The sequence below is a fragment of the Candidatus Deferrimicrobiaceae bacterium genome (genome assembly GCA_036504035.1).
In the GTDB taxonomy this organism is placed as follows: Bacteria; Desulfobacterota; Deferrimicrobia; order Deferrimicrobiales; family Deferrimicrobiaceae; genus JANXPS01.
The window spans coordinates 368,168-388,340 of sequence record DASXVV010000006.1; the positions used below are offsets into that span (position 1 = coordinate 368,168).

The window sequence follows — 20,173 nt, forward strand, 5'->3', positions numbered from 1 at the left end:
TGCAGGCGCATGGGGCCGTTACTTCTTTAATTTGACGATGACAACCTTGTACTCTTTGCCACCATGATTCAGGATGGCAATATGTATTTTTCCCTTCACAGGGATACAATTGATCCCACCCCAAAATGCCGAAACTTTCTTTTTGCTTCCCTCATCGGCCATTTCTATCGGAAAAGGACCCGACTTTATAGTATTCATCGATTCATTATCTATATTAACCATAAATGATATATTTAGTTTTTTATTGGATACTATTTCAACATCTTTTATCTCATTCGGTTTAATTATAAAGTCATTGATGTACTCTTCATTCGGGGACAACCCGGACCAATCGCTTTTCTCGGCCATAGCATGGGTGGACAACAGCATCAAAGTCACTGCTGTCATGATGACCTTCCAATTCTTCATTATTCCAGCCCCTCCTGTCATTTTATAACTCGGTGCCGCCATTGGCATTTCGCAGCCACATCATCCTGTCTATCATGTCATTGTTTGGCACGACAACGCAATTTGGCGGGGGAATACCCCGGGCGGCGGCGCGCCCCTCAGCAACGGGCCCGAAAATGGAAAAGGGGTCACGGCGCGGTTGCCGTAACCCCTTGCATCAAGTGGTCGGGATGACTGGATTTGAACCAGCGACCCCCTCGTCCCGAACGAGGTGCTCTACCAAGCTGAGCCACATCCCGGTGAAAGACTTCGCATTATATTAGATTCCGCCGGCCCGAGTCAAGCGCCAGGGGGCGCCTGAGCGCCTTCCCCGCCGGATCGCCCGGCCGCCCCTACTTCGACGTGAAGATGTAGATGGTGCCCATGATGATGAGGAGGGCGCCGAACAGCTTCCGGTGGAGCCCCTCGGGCAGGGCGATCGCGTAGCCGGAGGCGAGGTACGAGCCGATCAGGAATCCAGCGACGAGCAGCAACACCCCGGCGACGTTGACGTTGCCCGACTTGTAGAACTGGAGGAACGCGAGGACCCCGATGGGGGGCAGCAGCATGCCCAGCGAGGTGCCGGTCGCCATCTTCTGGCTGAAACCGAAGAACCAGACCATGGCCGGGATGACGAAGACGCCGCCGCCGATACCGAACATCCCGGAGACGGATCCGGTGAAGGCGCCGATGGCCAGGAAGCCGAGGATGAACGAGACCGACGGCATCAAAGGATTTCCCTTTCAGAGTCCCATCGGGTCGCCGCAGACGAACACCGAGATGTCGGAGTAGGTCGGCTTGCGCTCGATGATCGAGTAGACGCGGCAGATCCGCTGGGGCGAGTTGCACTCCTCGCAGAAGCCAGTGGTCGCGCACGGGGTTGCCACTCCCAGCCGCTTCGCGTTGCGCGGGGCCGCGACGGTCTTGATGCGCCGGATGCCGTCGGGGACGTCGGCGACGATCTTGTTGGCGCCCGCCACGACGATGGCGCGGCCGGGGCCGAACGTCATCGCGTTGGTGCGGTTGCCGTTGCCGTCGAGGTTGACGAGGACGCCGGTCAGCGTCACCGCGTTGGTGCCGCAAAGGAACAGGTCGCACGTCTGCTGGGCGATGCGCACGTTTGCCTTCTGGTCGGCCGGGACGCGGCCGTGGTCGAGCAGCGTCTTGCCGTTGCCCTCGAGCGCCTCGTAGATTCCCATCTCGGCCACCGAGAACGATCCGCCGAAGCCGATCGACTGCGCCGTCTCGCACTCCTTCAGCAGCCGCTTGCGCAACGCGTCCTGCGTCGGGAAGAACTCGGCGTTGAAGCCGTTCTTCCGGAGCGCCTCGACACACTTGTTGCCGCGAACCGCGAGGTGCCAAAGCCCGATCTCGATCCGACCCATTCGTCTTCCTCCTTGGCGTTCGCCGCAGCCCGAATGATCCCGGCCTAGACCGGGATTCCGGAAGCGGCGGTGGCGATGTTCTTCCGCATCTTTGCGATCGCGGCGGCGTAGTTTCCGTTGCCGAAGATGCCCGAACCCGAGACGATCACGTTGGCGCCGGCCGAGATGACCGTGCCGACGTTGTCGGGCTTGATGCCGCCGTCGACCTCGATGTCGACCTGCAGCCCCGCCCGGTCGATCATCGTGCGCAGCCGGTCGATCTTGGCGGTCACCGCCGGCAGGTAGGCCTGCCCGCCGAAACCGGGGTTGACCGACATGAGCAGGACGAGGTCGACGTCGCCCAGCACGTATTCGACGGCGGAGAGCGGCGTCGAAGGATTGAGCACGGCGCCCGCCTTCGCCCCGGCCTCGCGGATCTGCGCCAGTGCGCGTTGCAGGTGCGGCGTGGCCTCGGCGTGGACCGTGATGATGTCGGCGCCCGCCGAAGCGAAGGCGTCGATGTAGCGCTCGGGCTCGACGATCATCAGGTGGACGTCGAGCGGGCGCGTCGCGGTTTTCTTGATGGCGGCCACGACGGGCGGGCCGAAGGTGATGTTGGGGACGAAGCGGCCGTCCATCACGTCGAGATGGAGCCAGTCGGCGCCGGCGGCCTCGATCGCGCGGACCTCGTCGGCCAGCTGCCCGAAGTCGGCGGACAGGAGCGACGGGGCGATGCGATATTTCATGGCGTTTTAGTCCTTTCGCAGCAGCGCGGCGAAAAAGCCGTCGGTGCCGTGCCGGTGGGGGTAGAGCCGCACCGAGCCGTCTTCGCCGACTGCGTCCTGGGGACCCGGCCAGCCGCGAGCGAGGATGATCCCGCGCCCGATGCGCGTCGCGCCCGTGTCGGCGACAAACGCCTCGACGACCTGCTCGTCCTCCTCGCGCAACGGCGAGCAGGTGCAGTAGAGCAGCATCCCGCCGGGCTTGAGGGCGGTCCAGACGTTGCGGAGGATCGAAAGCTGCAACACAGCCATACGGGCGGGGCCTTCCGGATCGAATCGCCACTTGGCGTCGGGGTTGCGGCGGATGATGCCCATGCCGGTGCACGGCGCATCGACCAGCGCCTTGTCGAACCGGCCCTCGGAGCCCGGAAGCGCGGCCGACGCCCAGTCGTGGATGCACGTTTCGACGCCCGGGACGCGCAGCTGCTCGATCGTCTCGCGCAGGATCGACACGCGCGCCTCGGAGACGTCGGTCGCCGTGATCGACGCCTTGCCGCCGGACAGCCCCGAAAGGTGCGCGGTCTTGCCGCCGGGGGCGGCGCAGGCGTCGAGGATCGCATCGCCCGCGGAGGGGTGGAGCAGCGGCGCGATCAGCTGCGCCCCTTCGTCCATGACGAGGTAGCGCCCCTGCCGGAAATCGGTGTCGGTGTGGATGGCGGACGGGCTGCGCAGCACGATGCCGTCGGGCGCGTACCGGCACGGCTCGGGCTCGCGCCCCGACTCGGCCAGGTGCGCCATCAAGGCGTCGAGGGTGAGGCCGAACGGATTGGCGCGCACGGTGAAAGGCGGCTTCTCGAGGGCGGCGGCAAGGTAAGCGGTTGCCTCGGGCCCGCCCATCGTGCGCATCAGGGCGGTAGCCAGCGCCTCGGGCGCGGAGCATTCGGCGCCCACGCGCGCGGCCCACGGCCCTTCGGGCAGCTTGACGCGCGTGCCGTCGCGCAGCACGGATCTGAGCACGCCGTTGGCGAAGCCCGCGACCTGCTCGCCCCGCAGCGCCTTGACCGCCTCGACCGTCTCGAACAGCGCCGCCCGCTCGGGAACCCGCATGTACATGAGCTGGTAGACGGCCAGCCGCAGCGCGTTGCGCACGGACGGGTCGGTCTTTTCGAGGGAGCGCGAGAGGTGGGGGCGCAATACCGTGTCGAGCGTGCCGCGGCGCCGCAGCGTGCCCATCACGAGCTCGGTGAGCAGCGCACGGTCGCGCATGTCGGGAAAGGTGCCGGTGCGCAGCGCGTGGTCGATCAGGATGTCGGCGTACCCTCCGTCGGAATCGACGCGCGCCAGGATGCGGATCGCCTCGCCGCGCACGGTGGGACGGCCCGACTTGACGCCCGGCGCGTTGGGGTTGAACGGCTGGACCGCCGCGGGACGCTTGGCGGGACGGACGCCCCGCGCGGCCGGTTTCCCGGACGCGGGCGGGCGAGGCAATTTTCCGGGCTGACGGGGGTCTTTGCTGCCGGGGCGGTTGCTCATCTTCAGGCCAGCCGGTCGCCGGGCTTGATCTGCCGGCCGAGGGCCCATGCGGCGGAATCCATCGGCTTGCCCCCTTCGGGCTGGACGGTGTCGAGCCGCAAGGAACCGCTTCCGCAGGCGACAACCACGCCGCCCTTCCCCGCGGAGAGGATCTCTCCCGGCGCCCCAGCGCAACCCTCCTCGGCGGCCACCGTCACGGCGATCAACTTGAGCCCCTTGCCGCCGTGCTCCGCGGTCACGGAGGGCCACGGCGTCAGCCCCCGCACGAGGTTGCGGAGATCGCGGGCGGAACGCGACCAGTCGGCCTTCCCGTGCTCCTTCCGGAGCATCGGCGCCGTCGTCGCCAGCGCGTCGTCCTGGGGGATCGCCACGAGCTTGTCGTCATGGAGCATCTGCAACGCCTCGCGCAGCGCCTGCGCGCCCAGCTCGGCCAGCCGCGGGTAGATCGTCTCGGCCGTGTCGTCGTCGCCGATGGGCAGCTCGCGGACGTGCAGGATGGGGCCCGTATCCATACCGGCGTCCATCTTCATGATCGTGACGCCGGACACCGTCTCGCCCCGCGCGACCGCCCAGTTGATCGGCGCGGCGCCCCGGTAGCGGGGGAGAAGCGAGGCGTGGACGTTGATGCAACCGTATTTCGGAATGTCGAGGATCGACTGCGGGAGGATGTGGCCGTAGGCGGCGACGACGATCAGGTCTGGCTTTTCCTCGGCGAAGCGCGCGACCGCATCGGGGTTGCGCGCCTTCTCGGGCTGGAAGACGGGAATGCCCAGCCGCTGCGCCTCGGCCTTGACCGGCGTCGGGGCGATCACGTTGCCCCGGCCGGCGGGGCGGTCGGGGTTGGTCGCGACGAGCGTGACGTTCTCGGCGTCGGCGAGCGCCCGAAGCGAGGGCACCGCGAACGCGGGCGTGCCCATGAAGATGGTCTTGAAGATCGGCTGGAAGAGAAACATCCGGGGGCGCGCTATCGTTCTTCAGCGGCCGGCCGAAGCGGCCAGGCGGCTGATGAACAGCACCCCGTCGAGGTGGTCGATCTCGTGCTGGAGGGCGCGCGCCAGGAAATCGCGGGCGCGGAAGCGGACCGGGTCGCCCGACGCGTCGAGCGCCTTGACCTCGACCTCTTCGGCCCGGGCGACGATCCCCTCGACGCCGGGAACGCTCAGGCACCCTTCGACGTCCTCGACGCGGCCGACCCGGTCGACGATCTCGGGATTGACCAGCGCGAAAGCGGGGTGCTCCTTCTCGACCGCCGACACGTCGACTACGATGACGCGCAAGCCCACGCCGATCTGCGGGGCGGCCAGGCCGACGCCGTGCGACTCGTACATCGTCTCGAACATGTCGTCGATCAACCGGCGAACGCCGCTGTCGACGGAAGGGACGGGGGCGGACTTCTTTTCGAGAAACGGATCAGGATATGTGAGGATGGATCGTATCATCGTTGACGGCCCTTTTCGGCGGATAGAAGCGGATGACGTTCTTTCCGCTCTCTTTTCCCCAGTATAGCGCCCGGTCCGCATTGCCGACAAGCGTATCGGCGGTGAGGTCGACGCCCGGGCCGGCCGAGGCCACGCCGAACGTGGCGGTCAGCTTGACCGGATTGCCGTCGGCGTCGTACGCCTTCTGGGTCAGGAGTCGTTGCGCCCGCTGCGCGGCATTGAGCGCCTGCTCGCGGTCGGTGTCGACCAGGATCCAGGCGAACTCGTCCCCGCCCAGCCGCGCCATCGCGTCGTACGCCCGGCGCCCCTGGTCGAGCGCCTCGCCGAACTGCCGGATCACCGCATCGCCCACCGGCTGGCCGTGCGCCTCGTTGACGTTGCGGAAGTCGTCGATGTCGACGATGATGCAGGAGAGGGGACGCCCGATCCGGCGCGCCATCTCGAGGTTACGTTGCAGGTCGCTCGTGAACTGCCGGCGGTTGGGCAGGCCGGTGAGCTCGTCGACCCCCGCCCGGTCGCCGATCTCGCGCGTGCGCAGCTCGAGCGACCGGTACATGGCCGAAAGCCGCAGCATCGGCCGCACATGGTTGGCGAGCGTCTCGGGATCCTCGTCGGCCATCAGCAGCAGGTCGGCGCCCGCCTCGCGGAACAGCTGCTCCTTCTGGCGGGCGTTGTGGCCGCCGACCAGCACGACCGGTACGCCCGAGGCGCCCCGTCGGGCCCGGAACCGGTTCAGAAGGTCGAGTTCTTCTTCAACCTGGCCGTATTCGCCGAGGACGACCCCGACGAGCCCGTCGACGGGAAATTCGGGATCGACCAGCCGGGCCCAGGATGCCGCGCGCTCGACGTGGTAGCCCGAATCCCCGACGAGTCCGGCGATCCGGTTCAAGGCGGGCCAAATCGGGCGGGCAACCAGTACGGCGCGTTCCAAGGGAGGGTTCCTCTTCTTGCCTGGGGTCGGCAGTCCCATTATTATTGATAAATAAAACAGAAAAGGATACGGCTTTTTCGATGAAATCTACCCGTTTCGCCGCCGTCGCACTCGCAGGGATCGCGCTGTCCGCCCTGGCCCTCGCCGCGTTCGCCGACCCCGACGACACCGCGTCTAAACATCGCGTTGCCTTCCGGCATCTTCCCCCGGGGGAATTCCTCATCTACCTGCCCGAGAAATACGCCGCCTGCATCCCGTGCCACCCGAGACCCGTTTTCGAGGACGAGGATTTCAACGTCGAGACCAACTGGCGCGACACGACGATGGGCAAGAACCTGCACGGTCTCCATGTCTATCGGCAGCCCGACGGCGTCAACTGCTCGGTGTGCCACGTCTGGGACGAGACGGCGGGAAAGTTCATCTGGGGAAAAAAGATCAAGGTGACCGTCACGGAGAAGGGCGGGTCTTGCACGCCGGCGTGCCATCACCCCAAGAAATACGACAACGCGGGGCGGCTCTAGCCCGGGTCCCGCCCGGGGGTCATCGTCCGCCCAGGACGTCGGCGTTGCGCAACGCCACGGCCGCGACGTTGGCGAATGCGATGAGCAGCTCGAGATCCTCGTCCGAAAACGCCTCGACCGCGTGATGGTCGAGGTTGATGACGCCCACCACCTCGCTCCCCCACTTGATCGGGACCGCCATCTCCGAGCGCACGTTGGGATTGGCCTCGACGTACCGGTCGTCGGTTCGCACGTCGGTCACCAGAATGGGCACGCCTTCCTGCGCGACGTAGCCGGTGATCCCCTCACCGATCCGGAGCCGGATCTCGGATTTGACCGACTCGCCCAGCCCCTGCTCGGCCTCGATCCGCAACACCCCCGTCTCGCGGTCGACCAGGATCATCGATCCCGAGGAGGCCCCCATCAGCTCGGTCGCCCGGTCGACGATGAGCTGGAACAGGACGGACGGGTCCTTCTCCTCGTTGAGCGCCTTGCTGATGGCGAAGATCGCGGCCAGCTTGCGCGCCTTCCGGTCGAGCTTGGTCACCATCTCGGCATTCTCGAGCGCGACGCCGGCGAAGTTGGCCATGACCGACAGCAGCTTGAGATCGGTGTCGCCGGGGGAGCGGCCGTCCATCGGCGTGGCGGCCGCCAGCACGCCGAGCACCATGCCGGGCGCCTGCACGGGCGCCGCCAGGAACCCCTTGACGCCGACCCGGTGCATCAGCCGCAGCAGCTTCCGGTCGCTGCCCATCTGGCTTTCGGAGACGATCAGCCCCTGTCCGCTGGAAATGATCTGCGCGAAGACGTTGTCGTGCATCTCCTGCTTGTATTTCTCGAAGCCCCGCCCGCGCTGCAGCCCCGCGATCGACCGGACGACCAGCATCTCCTCGCCCGGCGCCTTGAGCAGCAGGATGCACCGCTCGACCCTCAGCACCGAGGCGGTCGCGGAGGCGATGAGGTCGAGGCTGCGCTGCACGTCACCCACGCGGGTGCTCATCGCCTCGGACACCTCGAACAGCCCCGACGTGAGCGCGGCGGCCAGCGCCACCTCCTTGGGATCCTCGGCGCGCGGCGGCTTCCCGAACAGCGCCGCCCGCAGGACGGAGAAGACGGTCATCTCGTGCCCAGAAGCGTGTGGACGGTCTCGACCAGTTCGGTCAGGTTGGCCGACTTGACGACGTAGGCATCGGACGCCCACGTGTTGAAGTCCTGCCGGAACTCGCCGAACGCGGTCAGCAGCAGCACGGGAATGTTGACGTCCTTCTCGCGGATGCGGCGCAACACCTCGAGGCCGTCGATCCCGGGCATCTTGACGTCGAGCGTCACGAGGTCGGGCTTGAACGAATCCAGTTTCTCGAGCGCGATGAAGCCGTCCTCGGCCAGTTCGACCACGAAGCCCTGCTCGACCAGCTCGTCCCGAAACAGCTCGCGGATGTTTTCTTCGTCGTCGACCACCAGGATCTTCTTCATTGGAACCGCCCTCCCCGGGACCATGTGCCCCTGCCGGATATCGTATACCCGTGCAACAAGTTACCTTGCATCTTCCCCCCACTTGGCCTGAAGTCCCGGATCGATCCCGATGCGCGACAGCACGCGCGAGACGACGAAATCGACCAGCTCGGCGACCGTCTGAGGCCGGTGGTAAAATCCCGGGCAGGCAGGCAGAATGTCGGCGCCGGCGCGCGACAGCGCCAGCAGGTTTTCGAGGTGGATCGCCGAGAACGGCATTTCCCGCGGCAGCAGCACGAGCGGTTTTTTTTCCTTGAGCGCAACGTCGGCGCAGCGCAAAAGCACCGACGAGGAGAGGCCGTGGGCGATGCGGGCGGCCGTGCCCATCGAGCAGGGCGCGACGATCATCGCGTCGGGCGGATTGGAGCCCGAGGTGAACGGGATCGAGAAATCGTTCTCTGGGTGAAGTCGGAACGACGACGGGTGGCACTTCATCCGGACGGCCAGCCATTCCTGGCGCGCGGGCCGGGACTCCGGCAGCGGGTCGTCCCCGGGCAGCTCGGCGGCCAGGATCTCCCAAGCGGTCCGGGTGACGAGGACATGCAGCTCGGCGCCGGCGGCCACCAGGAGTTCGCCGGTGCGGACGCCGTAGATCGCGCCGCTTGCGCCGGATATCCCCAGAAGGATTCTCATGCTGCCGACTTGCCTCCCGAGGGACCGGACGCCGCCGAAACGGTCAGAGCGCCAGGTCGAGGTAGGTGCAGATTCCCAGCACGATGCTGATGACGCCGTTGAGGTTGAAGAACGCCACGTTGACCCGCGACAGGTCGTCGGGCCGGACGATCGCATGCTCGTAGACGAGCGTCGCCGCGCAGATTCCCCAGCCGGCCAGGTACCAATACCCCAGCCCGAACTCATGATACCCCACGAGCAACAGCGCCGCCATCGCCAAGTGGAAGGCGTGCGCAGTCCACAAGGCGCCGCGGACGCCCAGCAGCCGCGGGATCGAGTGGATTCCCTGCGACCGGTCGAACGCGATGTCCTGAAGCGCGTAGAAGATGTCGAAGCCGGCCACCCAGAACATGACCGCGAGGCAGAAGACCAGCATCCGCGGGTCGTACGTCCCGGTGACCGCCATCCAGGCGGCGAGCGGCGCGATGCCGAGGCAGACGCCCAGCACCAGGTGGCACGCCCATGTGACCCGCTTCATGTACGAATAGGAAAAAAGAAGGACGAGCAGCACGGGCGACAGCCTGAAGCAGAGCGGGTTGAGCTTGTATGCGGAAAAGACCAGCAGGCCCGCGAACATCGCCGTGAAACGCATCGCGGATCGCCGGTCGACCATCCCCGCGGGGATCGCCCGCATTCTCGTGCGCGGATTCTTCGCGTCGATGTCGGCATCGACGATCCGGTTGAAGCCCATCGCCGCGCTGCGCGCCCCGACCATTGCGAGGATGATCCAGCCGATCGTGGTGAGCGACGGCAGTGCGTACGGCCGCCCGATCTCGCGCGCCGCGAGGAACATCCCCATCATCGCGAACGGCAGCGCGAAAACCGTGTGCGCGATCTTGATCATCTCGAGATAGACGGCGATGCGGCGAAACATGGCGATCAGAACCCGTACTCCTTCCAGCGCTTCGTCACGAGGTCGGTGACCTCCTTCGGCATCGAGATGTCGTCGGGCCACTCGCGGGCAAAGCCTTCGGACGCCCACTTGCGCGTCGCGTCGATCCCCATCTTGGAGCCGTAGTGCGGGATCGGGGAGGCGTGCTCGAGCGCGTCGACCGGCCCCTCGACGATCATCGTGTCGCGCTTGGGGTCGACGTTGTTGCCGATCCGCCAGATCACCTCGGACAGATTCTGGATGTCGACGTCGGCGTCGAAGACCACGACGAACTTCGAGAACATCATGAGCCCCATACCCCACACCGCGCTCATCACCTTGCGGGCGTGGCCGGGGTACTTCTTGTCGATCGACAGGAAGACATAGTTGTGGAAGATCCCCTCGATCGGCAGGTTCATGTCGACGACCTCGGGCAGCACCTTCTGCAGCATCGGCAGGAAGATCCGCTCGGTCGCCTTGCCCAGGTAGACGTCCTCCATCGGCGGCTTGCCCACGATGGTCGCCGGGTAGATCGCGTCCTTGCGGCGCGTGACGCAGGTGAGGTGAAACACGGGATACTGGTCGGCCAGCGAATAATAGCCGGTGTGGTCGCCGAACGGCCCCTCGGTGCGAAGCTCGGCCGGGTCGACGTAGCCCTCGAGGATGATCTCGGCCTGCGCCGGCACCTCGAGGTCGACCGTCTTGCACTTGACCATCTCGACCGGCTCCTTCCGCAGGAAGCCGGAGAACATCATCTCGTCGATGTTGGGCGGGACGGGCGCGCTCGCCGAGTACATCGTCGCCGGGTCGCCGCCCAGCGAAATCGCGACCGGCATCCGCTCGGCCGCCTTCTTGAAGCCCCGGTAGTGCTCGGCGCCCCCCTTGTGGATGTGCCAGTGCATGCCCGTCGTGCGCTCGTCGTAGACATGCATCCGATACATGCCGACGTTGCGTCGCCCCGTCTTTGGGTCCTTCGTGAACACCGCGGGCAGCGTGATGAACGGACCGCCGTCGTCGGGCCACGTCTTGACGATCGGCAGGAAGGCCAGCGAGGCGTTGTCCTTCTCGACCACTTCCTGGCACGGCGCGTGGGAAACGGTCTTCGGGAGGAAGTCGGCCATCTGGGCGAGCTTCGGCAGCATCTTAAGCTTGTCGAGGAAGCCGGTGGGGATCTCGGGCTCGAGCAATTCGTTGACCCGCGCGCCGATCTCGTCGAGATTCTTCACGCCGAGGGCGAGGCACATCCGCGACATCGTGCCGAACAGGTTCATGACCAGCGGCACGGACGCACCCTTCACGTTGGTGAAGAGCACCGCCGGCCCCCCGGACTTGATCAGCCGGTCGGCGATCTCGGCCACCTCGAGCTCGGAGGAGACGGGCACGGTCACTTTCACCAGCTCGCCGCGCTTTTCCAGGGCGGCCATGAATTCGCGGAGGTCGCGGAATGCCATCGGAAGCTCCTTATATTCGGAAGAATAGATCGAAACGAGGGAATGATATCACGCCGCAAGAATCGGGTTGAGCGGGAGGCGCGCCCGGCGCATCTTGATAGACGGGGAAGCGCTCAAAAGGAAAAGGAGGCCGCCCATGGCCGCGTCCGATTACGCGCGAATCGAACAGGCGATCCGGTTTCTGGAAACGAATTTCCGCCGGCAGCCGGGCCTCGACGAGGTCGCTGCGGCCGCGGGGCTGAGCCCGTTCCACTTCCAGCGCCTCTTCACCCGCTGGGCGGGGATCAGCCCGAAGCGGTTCCTGCAGTTCCTCACCGCCGAGAACGCCCGGGCGCTATTGGCGAATTCCGCGAGCGTCCTCGACGCGGCCTACGCATCGGGGCTGTCGGGCCCCGGCCGCCTGCATGATCTCGTCGTCAACGTTTACGCCGTCACCCCGGGCGAGCTCAAATCCGCGGGGGAGGGGATCGCGATCCGGTACGGGACCGTGGCAAGCCCGTTCGGCGACTGCCTGCTGGCGATCACGGCAAGGGGAATCTGCGGCCTGGCGTTCCTGTCGGGAAGCGACCCGGAGGAATTCCTGGCGTCGCTCGCCGAACGGTGGGGCCGCGCGACGCTCGTCGAGGACGGCAGGGCCGTGAAGGCCGTCGCGGAGCGCGTGTTCGCGCCGCCGGGGCCAGGGGGCGGCCTCCCGCTGACCGTGGCCGTCCGCGGCTCGAATTTCCAGGTGAAGGTGTGGGAGGCGCTGGTCCGGATTCCGCCGGGTTGCGTCGTCTCGTACGAGACGATCGCCGGGCAGGTCGGCTCGCCCCGCGCCGTGCGCGCCGTTGGAAGTGCGGTCGCCCGCAACGACGTGGCGTATCTCATCCCGTGCCACCGGGTCATTCGGAAGACGGGCGCCTTCGCGAACTACCGTTGGGGGGAGACCCGGAAGAAGGCGATCCTCGCCTGGGAATCGGCCTACGCCTTCTCGAGCGTCACCCGGGTGTCGTAGAACGAGACGCTGCCGCCGACGGGGTCGACCAGGCACGTGTTCTTCAGGTACGGGTCGGTCCACATCGCCGCATTGGCGCTGAAGCCGGTGGCGCGCGCCGGGTCGCCCTTGATCGTCTTCCCGTCGATGACGAGGTCGGAAGCGCCGCTCGCCCAGTGGCCGTACCCGGGCAGGAAGGTCATCACGCCGGGCCGGATCGTCTCGGTCACGGAGACCCGCCCCACCATCTCTTTCTTCCGGCCGTGCCCCAGATCCCACACCCCCGCCCGGTTGGTGGCCGACACCACGCGGGCCCGCGCGCCGTCCGCAAGCCCCAGCGCCTTCGCGTCGACCGGGTTCAGGATGAATGCGTTCTCGGGCCGCATCGACAGCGTCCAGTAGTCGGCGACCGTGCGCGACTTCGTGTGGAGGATGTCCTTCTGGGTGATCATCCGGAGCGGGTATCCGTGCGTCAGCCCCGCCTCCTCGGGCGTCTGCCCCATGGCCGTCCTCACCGGGACGTAGAGGGCGTATCCCGGATTGGCCGCTCCCGTGAAAGCGTTGCGCGTGCCCGCGGTCTTTTCCTGGTAGATGTTGATCGCCCGACCGTACCGGTTGACGACTAGGCCCTCCGACGGGATCTCCCGGTACTCCTGGAAGCGCCCGCCCCGGTTGAGCAGGGTGACCACCTTGCGCCACTCGGGCCCCGCGATCCGCTCCCAGCGGGCCGCATCGAACACGCTCTTGGGAAGGTGCCGCCGCGCGTCGAGGAAGAGTGCGGTCTCGGCGTCGTCGGCGTCGGCCACCGGATCGCCGTCGTTCGCGACGTTGGCCACCATCCGGATGTAAAAATCGTCGGGACGCGTGAAGTCTTTCCCCGGTTCGAAGCCGTCCTTCCCGAATCCCTTCATGCCGAGCTTTTCGGCCAGCGCCATCAGCAGCGCCTCGTAGGAGATCGGCATCGCTTCCCCGTAGACGACGACCGTCTCGGGGATCGGCGCGATGACCGGCTGCCGGATGGGCTGGACCTTCGCCGGCATGTTGGGGTGCGACCCCTGCATCTCCCACCGCTCGAGGTAGGACAGGTCGGGGAAGACGTAGTCGGCGTAGGTGGATGTGGGGCCGACCAGGATGTCGCTCGCGAAATAGAGCGGCACCTTCGAGACGTCGGCGAGCACGGAAATGCCGCCCTGTGCCGCAGGCAGCGCATAGGTGGGCGCGGCCATGTAGCTGAACAGCGCCTTGACCGGGTAGGGATACCCTTCGCCGATCGACGGCAGCGTCTCCTCGTAGACGTCGGAGGAGAGCGGCCACCAGTTGCGCCGGGCCGGATATCCCGCGAACAGCGTCGAATCCTCGTAGCGGATGTCGTGGCGGATCACGCTGGTGCCGAAGCGCGGCAGCTTGCCGGGATGCGCCGCCGCGAGATCGGTCGGCTGCCCCGGCTTCCCGCCCGTGGCGTTGTAGGTCGACGCCGCGATCATCCCCCCCGCGTGATCGAAGTTGCCCAGCAGCAGGTTGACCGTCATCGCGGCCGTGACGTTGTAGAAGCCGTTGGTGTGCTGGGCGATGCCCCGGTGGACGTCGACGACCGCCTTCTTGCCGTGCGCCGCCAGCTCGTGCGCCACCGTCCCGATCTCGGCCGCCGGGATGCCGCACAGCTTCGACCACCCGGCCATCGTCTTCTCGTTGGCCGCGTCGGCGATGATCTGCAGCCCGCTCTTGACGCGCACCCCGCGCACCTTGGCATCGACGATCAGGTCGCCCGCGATCGGCGTCTTCTCGTCATTCGGGTCGACGGCCACCGGCTCGCCGTCCTTCAGGGCGACGAGGTATTCGAAGGGGCGCTCCTTCCCGTCCTTGCCCATCCGGGGTTCCGGACCTTTGACCCCGATCTCGGAGGCGCGCAGGAAGCGGCCCGGCGCGCCGTCGTCGCCGATCTTCACGAGCAGCGTCGCGTTGCTCCAGGTCGTCTCGCCCGCAGCCGCGGCGGCCGCCTTGTTGGCGCACGCCAGATATTTCGCGTCGTAAAGCCCGCCGTCGATCATCGTCTTGATGATCCCCATGAACAGCGCGGCGTCCTCCCCGGGCACGACCGGCAGGTAGCGGTTGGCCTTGGACGCCAGCTTCGAGAAGCGCGGGTCGGCCACCGCGATCTTCAGGGAACCGTCGACCAGCCGCTGCGTGATGCGCGCCGATCGGTTCGGGGGGCCGTAGTTGGCGTCGAACAGGTTCGACCCGACGAACAGCGCGTAGGTCGCGTGCTCGATGTCGCCCTGCCAGTAGAAGTTCGAGCCGCCGGAGAACGACTCCCCATCGTACTGGTGGCTCATCGCCTTGCAGGTGAAGTAGAGCGATCCCTGGCAGACCGTCGTGTGGCCGTGCGTGTTGACCGTGCCGAAGCCATCGGCGAAGAAGCGCTGGCCGAACTCGGACCGCCCGCCCTTCATGCGCCCCCACTGGAAGACCATCTGGTTGTTCTTCGGCCCCAGGTCGGGGTGGTCGGGATCGATCAGCAGGTGCAGGCTCGCCGCGTGCTTCTTCTTGAAGTCGGCCACCGCCTGCTTCTTGTCGCCGGCCTTCGCGATCGCCTTGACATCGCCGGCCATCGCTTTTGCGATCTTCGCGTCGCGCAGTGCCCAGATCGCCCGCAGCCCTTCGACGTGACGCCGCTCCTCGCCCGGCACGTGAGCGAACAGCAAGCCCCCCTCGACGATCTCGCGCACCGCCTGGTCGAATGCAATGGTTTGCCACTTCCCCTCGCCCCGTCGCCCGGCGCGCTTGAGCACCTTCCGGATGCGATAAGGGTCGTAGGCCGTCTGGAGGCCGGCGTGCCCCTTGGGGCAGACCGGGACATCGAGCTTCGCGACGTCTTCCGGAGCGGTTGCCATCGGGACGCTCGGCAGGGCGTTGAAGGGAGAGTACGGGCTCCCGTCGATCTTGACCGCCAAGCCGTCGATCAGCTTGACCTTGATGCTGCAACCCGTATTGCACTGGAGGCACGCGGTGTAGAGGATGTTGCGCGCCTTGGCCAGCTCGTACGCTTCGCCGGTCCCGAGCGTCCCGGCCTCGGCGCGCGCGAGCAGCCCCGTCGCCCATTCGAGTTGCGACGCCAGCAGCGCCCCCCCGAGCAGCGCCCCGGTCCCTTTGAGGAAATCGCGCCGGGAGCAGTGGCCTTTTTTGTGCACTTTCTCCTCCATCACGCCTTTTCCAGCGCGACCATCGTGTCGTAGAACGAGAGGCTGCCGCCGACGGGATCGACCAACGCCGTGTTCTTTACGTAGGGGTCGATCCACATCGACGCGTTGGCGTTGAAGCCGACGCCGCGCCTCGGGTCGCCCGGGACCGTCTTCCCGTCGATCTCGATGTCGGAGGCGCCGCTCGCCCATTGCCCGTGCCCGATCGTAAACGAGATGACGCCCGGCTTGATCGTCTCGGTCGGCTTCACGCGCCCCACGATCTGCTTGCGCTTCCCGTGCCCGAGCTCCCAGGTGCCGTCCCGGTTGGTGGCCGAGACGATGCGTGCCCGGTCGCCATCCTTGAAGCCCAGCGCCTTCGCGTCGCGCGCGTTGACGAGGATCTCGTTCTCGGGCCGGATGCCGGTCGTCAGCCAGTAGTTGGTGATCGTGCGCGACTTGGTCTGCGTGATGTCCTTCTGGGTGATCATGTGGAGCGGGTAGCGTTTCGACGACAGCCCCGCCTCGGCCGGCGATTTCCCCGAAAGCGTCGACACGGGCACAAAGGTCGCCAAGCCGGGGTTGGCGATTCCCGTGATCGAATTGCGCGTTCCGGCCGTCTTCTCCTGGTAGAAGTTGATCCCCTTGCCGTACCGGTTCGACACCAGTTCGCCCGGATAGACGTCCTTGTAATCCTGATAACGCCCTCCGCGGTTAAGCAGGTGGACCACCTTGCCCCAGTCGGCCCCCGCGATCCGGGCCCACCGGTCCGCGTCGAACACGGACTTCGGCAGGTGACGGCGCGAATCGAGGAAGAGCGCCAACTCAGCTTCGCTGGCGTCTGGCACCGGCGCGCCGTCGCGCGCGACGTTGACCACCATCCGGAGGTAGTAATCGTCGGGACGGGTGAGGTCCTGGCCCGGGCCGAACCCGTCCTTCCCGAATCCCTTCATCCCGAGCTTTTCGGCGAACGCCATCAGCATCGTCTCGTAGGAGACCGGCACCGTCTCCCCGTAGACGACCACCGTCTCTGGGATCGGCGCGATCAGCGGCTGGCGCATCGGCTGGACCTTCGACGCCATGCCCCACTGCGACCCGCCCATCTCCCATCGTTCGAGATACGAGAGGTCCGGGAAGATGTAGTCCGCGAACTGGCTCGTGGGCCCGACGAGGATGTCGCTCGCGAAGTAGAGGGGGATCTTCGTCGTGTCGCACAGGATGTCGATGATCGCGTGGCCGCCGGGCATCGTGTAAACCGGGGCGCCCATGTAGGTCATGAGCGCCTTGGCGGGATACGGATAGGCGTCGCCGATCGACGGCACGACCTCCATGTAGAGGTCAGACGACAGCGGGTACCAGTTCCGCTTCGACGGGTAGCCCGAAAAGAGCGTCGTGTCCTCGTAGCGGATCTCGTGGCGGATGACACTGATCCCGAAGCAGCCGATCTTCCCGGGCACCGCTTTGGGCAGGTCGAACGGCTGCCCCTTTCCGTTGCCCAGGGCGTTGTAGGCCGCCTGCGGGATGACGCCGCCCGTGTGGTCGTAGTTGCCGAGCAGCAGATTGATCGTCGCCGCCGCCGTCACGTTGTAGAAGCCGTTGGTATGCATCGAGACGCCGCGGCAGATGTCGACCGCCGCCTTCTTGCCGTGGGAGGTGAGCTCGCTTGCGACCGTCTCGATCTCGGCTACCGGGATGCCGCAGAGCTTCGACCACCCGGCCATGGACTGCCGGTTCGCCTCGTCGGACACCAACCGGAAGCCGCTCTTGACCCGGATGCCGCCGACCTTGCCGTCGACCGCCAGATCGCCCGTCACCGGCGCCTGATCGTCGTCCGGATCGACCGCCACCGGCGCGCCGTTTTTCAGCGCGACGAGGAACTCGAAGCGGCGCTCCCTGCCGTCCTTGCCCTTGCGGGTCTCGGCGGCCTTGAGCCCGATCTCGGAGGCGCGCAGGAATTTCCCCGGCAGGCCGTCTTCGCCGATCTTCACGAGCAGCGCGGCATTGGTCCAGGTCGATTCTCCCGACGCCGTCGCGGCGGCCTTGTTGGCGGCCGAGAGGTATTTCGCGTCGTACTTCCCGTTCTCGATCATCCACCGGAGGATCGCCATGAACAGCGCGCCGTCCTGCCCCGGGTTGACCGGAAGATAGCGGTTCGCCTTCGACGCCAGCTTCGAGAAGCGCGGGTCGGCCACGGTGATCTTGAGGTCGCCTGCGACCATCCGCCGCATGACGCGCGACGCCCGCTGGGGCGGGCCGAAATTCGCGTCGAACATGTTGACGCCCGCACACAGCAAGTACTCGGCGTGCTCGTGGTCGACCCCCCAGTAGCCCTTCGGGCCGCCCGAAAAACCGGCGCCGTCGTATTGCTCCATCATCGCCCGCCCGGCGTACTGCATCGAGCCGACGCAGGCCGAGGTGTGGGTGTGGGTATTGACCGTGCCGAAGCAGTCGTTGAAGAAGCGCGTCGTGAAGTCGGTGCGGCCCCCCTTCATCCGGCCCCAGAAATAGACGAACTGGTTGTTCTTCGGGCCCAGGTCGGGATGATCGGAATCGATCAGCAGGTGGAGGTTCGCCGCATGCTTCGCCTTGAAATCGGCGACCGCCTTTTTCTTGTCCTTCGCCGAGCGGATCGTCTTGACGTCGTCGGCCATCGCTTTCGCGACCGCCGCGTCACGCAACACCCAGATGTCCTTCAGTCCTTCGACGTGACGCTCCTCCTCGCCGGGGACGTGCGCGAAAAGCTTGCCTCCCTCGACGATCTCGGTCACCGCCCGGTCGAACGCGATCGTCCGCCATTTCCCTTCGCCACGCTTCCCGGCGCGCTTGAGCACCTTGCGGATGCGATAGGGGTCGTAGACGGTTTGGAGCCCGGCGTGCCCCTTGGGGCAGATCGGGGCGTCGAGCTTCGCCGCATCGGCCGGCGGCGTCGCCATCGGCTGGTTCGGAACCATGCTGAAGGGGGAGTAGGGGCTGCCGTCGATCTTGACCGCCAAGCCGTCGATCAGCTTGACCTTGACGCCGCAACTGTTGTTGCACTGGAGGCACGAGGTGTAGAGGATGTTCTGCGCACGCGCCAGTTCGTAGCTCTCGGCCGGCGTCAGCGTCCCCGCCTCGGCGCGGGCGAGCAGCCCGGTCGCCCATTCGAGCTGCGCCGCCAGCAGGGCGCCGCCCAGCAGCGCGCCGCTCCCCTTGAGGAAATCGCGGCGGTTGCAGCCCGGCCCGGCAGGAGCGGCCGGGTCCCGCGGGCTCATCGATGTCCCTCCGGCAATATGTAGGCCACGCGCGGGTTGGTCATGGTGCCCCCGAACGTCACCTTGCCCGTCAGCGCGCTGTACTCGGACACCTTGCCGATCCAGACGAGCGAGTGGGCGAGCGCCTCCTTCTTCACCTTCGCGACGACGCTTTGCGGATCGTTCTCGTCGCCGAAGTAGTGCGCGCGCCCGATGCAGGTGGAGGTGCACGCCGGGAGGATTCCCTCGCGGATGCGGTGGAAGCACATCTGGCACTTGCGCGGCGTGTCGACCTTGATGCTCTTGCCGTCGCGCGCCCACTTCTTCCCGTATTCGCCGGACAGCCGCTTCTCGTAGTCGGGGACGAACGGCGCCCCGTCGGACCAGTTGAGGATCTTGTCCAGGCCGCGCGCCTTGTAGGGGCACGCCTTGACGCACTTGCCGCACTGGATGCACTCGTCGTAGTCGATCAGCACCATGCCGCCCGAGATCCCCTCGGTGCTCTTGTAGGTGGCCTTCCCTTTCTTCGGACAGACGCCGACACAGGGCGGGAAGTCGCAGTGCTGGCAGGGGCGGGGGATGAAGCGGCGGCTGACGTTCGGGAAGATGCCCGACTCCTCCTCGAAGACCGGATGGTAGGCGAGACCGCGGGGCGTCGCGTTCTCGGCGAGACAGGCGGCCGTGCAGGCGCGGCAGCCGACGCACTTGCGGAGATCGATGATGAACACCCAGCGGCGGGCGGCATCGGGACGGTCGAGCGCGCGCACGAGGTCTTTCTGCATGGCGACGAGAATATCGACCGGTTCCGTGCTCACGAATCTTCCTCCGTTTCGGCACCGGCGGGAACCCCCGCCGGGCTCGCATTGTTCGAGACCATTCGCTGCAGCAGCATGGCGATCACCCCGGCGTCGTCGAGGTCGACGACCAGCGCCGACGTCGCGACCGGCACGTCGGACGCCACGGCGACCAGCTCGGATTCCGGGACCGGGAGCGGCGGCTTGCCTGTCGCCGACCGGTGCACGACGATCTTGGGGAAACGCGACGCCTTGTACCCTTCGACCAGCACGAGGTCGACGTCGCGGGCGTGGCGGCCCACCAGCGATTCGAGCGAAGGCGCGACCGCGTGCCGTTCGACCAGCGCGGTCTTCGTAGCCGACGAGATGATGACCTTGTCGGCGCCGGCTTCCGCGAATCGCCAGGAGTCCTTGCCTTCGTGGTCGATCTGGAATTCATGGGCGTCGTGCTTGAAGGCAGCCAGGCGCAGCCCAGCCGTCGAAAGTTCCCGGATCACCTTCTCGAGGAGCGTCGTCTTTCCCGAGTTTTTCGGGCCGATGAAGCATATTACGGGGACGCCCGGCATTTCGTTACCCAAA

Annotated in this window: 19 protein-coding genes and 1 tRNA gene; 2 read left to right on the top strand and 18 right to left on the bottom strand. The window is 66.5% G+C overall.

Annotation, left to right across the window (positions count from 1 at the left end; all coding sequences use genetic code 11):
• Positions 1–18 precede the first annotated feature (18 nt).
• The 9 genes from VGK27_02970 to VGK27_03010 form a co-directional block, all read right to left on the bottom strand.
• Positions 19–408: a hypothetical protein gene (locus tag VGK27_02970; protein ID HEY3489068.1), complete on the bottom strand. Its 390-nt coding sequence runs from the start codon at positions 406–408 to the stop codon at positions 19–21.
• Between the two features lie 201 nt (positions 409–609).
• Positions 610–686 (bottom strand) — tRNA-Pro (locus tag VGK27_02975).
• A gap of 93 nt (positions 687–779) precedes the next feature.
• Entirely contained in the window at positions 780–1,154 is a 375-nt protein-coding gene (locus VGK27_02980; GenBank protein ID HEY3489069.1) for a sulfite exporter TauE/SafE family protein, read from the bottom strand.
• A gap of 15 nt (positions 1,155–1,169) precedes the next feature.
• Positions 1,170–1,811 carry a lactate utilization protein gene (locus VGK27_02985; GenBank protein ID HEY3489070.1) on the bottom strand — a complete coding sequence of 214 codons (642 nt, stop codon included), beginning with the start codon at positions 1,809–1,811 and terminating at the stop codon, positions 1,170–1,172.
• Between the two features lie 44 nt (positions 1,812–1,855).
• Entirely contained in the window at positions 1,856–2,536 is a 681-nt protein-coding gene (rpe, locus tag VGK27_02990; protein HEY3489071.1) for a ribulose-phosphate 3-epimerase, read from the bottom strand.
• Between the two features lie 6 nt (positions 2,537–2,542).
• On the bottom strand, positions 2,543–4,045 hold the full coding sequence (gene rsmB / locus VGK27_02995; GenBank protein HEY3489072.1) for a 16S rRNA (cytosine(967)-C(5))-methyltransferase RsmB: 1,503 nt from the start codon (positions 4,043–4,045) through the stop codon (positions 2,543–2,545).
• 2 nt (positions 4,046–4,047) lie between these two features.
• Positions 4,048–4,998, bottom strand: coding sequence for a methionyl-tRNA formyltransferase (gene fmt / locus VGK27_03000; GenBank protein ID HEY3489073.1), 951 nt, complete (start codon positions 4,996–4,998; stop codon positions 4,048–4,050).
• A 21-nt stretch (positions 4,999–5,019) separates the two neighbouring features.
• Positions 5,020–5,484, bottom strand: a complete 465-nt coding sequence (gene def, locus VGK27_03005) for a peptide deformylase (GenBank protein ID HEY3489074.1) — start codon at positions 5,482–5,484, stop codon at positions 5,020–5,022.
• On the bottom strand, positions 5,456–6,415 hold the full coding sequence (locus VGK27_03010; protein ID HEY3489075.1) for a GGDEF domain-containing protein: 960 nt from the start codon (positions 6,413–6,415) through the stop codon (positions 5,456–5,458). The genes def and VGK27_03010 overlap by 29 nt, the downstream gene beginning before the upstream one ends.
• An 80-nt stretch (positions 6,416–6,495) precedes the next feature.
• Here VGK27_03010 and VGK27_03015 point away from each other — a divergent pair, with 80 nt between their 5' ends.
• A complete protein-coding gene (locus VGK27_03015; protein HEY3489076.1) occupies positions 6,496–6,936 on the top strand; it encodes a hypothetical protein in 441 nt (146 codons plus the stop codon).
• A 19-nt stretch (positions 6,937–6,955) separates the two neighbouring features.
• Here the strand turns inward: VGK27_03015 and VGK27_03020 are convergent, their stop codons facing one another.
• Genes VGK27_03020 through VGK27_03040 form a run of 5 tightly spaced genes read right to left on the bottom strand, consistent with a single transcriptional unit; the run spans position 6,956 to position 11,421 of the window.
• Complete coding sequence (locus VGK27_03020; protein HEY3489077.1) at positions 6,956–8,035, bottom strand: GAF domain-containing protein; 1,080 nt, start codon at positions 8,033–8,035, stop codon at positions 6,956–6,958.
• The gene (locus VGK27_03025; protein ID HEY3489078.1) at positions 8,032–8,388 is read right to left on the bottom strand and encodes a response regulator; all 357 of its coding nucleotides are present in this window, start codon (positions 8,386–8,388) and stop codon (positions 8,032–8,034) included. Before VGK27_03025 ends, VGK27_03020 begins: the two co-directional genes overlap by 4 nt.
• Before the next feature lie 60 nt (positions 8,389–8,448).
• A complete protein-coding gene (locus VGK27_03030) occupies positions 8,449–9,060 on the bottom strand; it encodes a flavin prenyltransferase UbiX (GenBank protein HEY3489079.1) in 612 nt (203 codons plus the stop codon).
• Positions 9,061–9,103: 43 nt separating this feature from the next.
• Positions 9,104–9,973 carry a UbiA-like polyprenyltransferase gene (locus VGK27_03035; GenBank protein HEY3489080.1) on the bottom strand — a complete coding sequence of 290 codons (870 nt, stop codon included), beginning with the start codon at positions 9,971–9,973 and terminating at the stop codon, positions 9,104–9,106.
• A gap of 5 nt (positions 9,974–9,978) precedes the next feature.
• The gene (locus tag VGK27_03040; protein ID HEY3489081.1) at positions 9,979–11,421 is read right to left on the bottom strand and encodes a menaquinone biosynthesis decarboxylase; all 1,443 of its coding nucleotides are present in this window, start codon (positions 11,419–11,421) and stop codon (positions 9,979–9,981) included.
• 136 nt (positions 11,422–11,557) lie between these two features.
• On the opposite strand from VGK27_03040, the gene VGK27_03045 reads away from it, so the two are divergent.
• Positions 11,558–12,415 carry a methylated-DNA--[protein]-cysteine S-methyltransferase gene (locus tag VGK27_03045; protein HEY3489082.1) on the top strand — a complete coding sequence of 286 codons (858 nt, stop codon included), beginning with the start codon at positions 11,558–11,560 and terminating at the stop codon, positions 12,413–12,415.
• Here the strand turns inward: VGK27_03045 and VGK27_03050 are convergent.
• From VGK27_03050 to mobB, 4 genes are read right to left on the bottom strand one after another with little or no spacing between them, the layout of a single operon-like run.
• Positions 12,382–15,582, bottom strand: coding sequence for a molybdopterin-dependent oxidoreductase (locus VGK27_03050; GenBank protein HEY3489083.1), 3,201 nt, complete (start codon positions 15,580–15,582; stop codon positions 12,382–12,384). The two genes, VGK27_03045 and VGK27_03050, sit on opposite strands and share 34 nt — an antisense overlap.
• Before the next feature lie 11 nt (positions 15,583–15,593).
• Positions 15,594–18,821, bottom strand: coding sequence for a molybdopterin-dependent oxidoreductase (locus tag VGK27_03055; GenBank protein HEY3489084.1), 3,228 nt, complete (start codon positions 18,819–18,821; stop codon positions 15,594–15,596).
• Entirely contained in the window at positions 18,818–19,615 is a 798-nt protein-coding gene (locus VGK27_03060) for a 4Fe-4S dicluster domain-containing protein (protein ID HEY3489085.1), read from the bottom strand. Before VGK27_03060 ends, VGK27_03055 begins: the two co-directional genes overlap by 4 nt.
• Positions 19,612–20,172: a molybdopterin-guanine dinucleotide biosynthesis protein B gene (gene mobB / locus VGK27_03065; protein ID HEY3489086.1), complete on the bottom strand. Its 561-nt coding sequence runs from the start codon at positions 20,170–20,172 to the stop codon at positions 19,612–19,614. The genes VGK27_03060 and mobB overlap by 4 nt, the downstream gene beginning before the upstream one ends.
• Position 20,173: the final 1 nt, after the last annotated feature.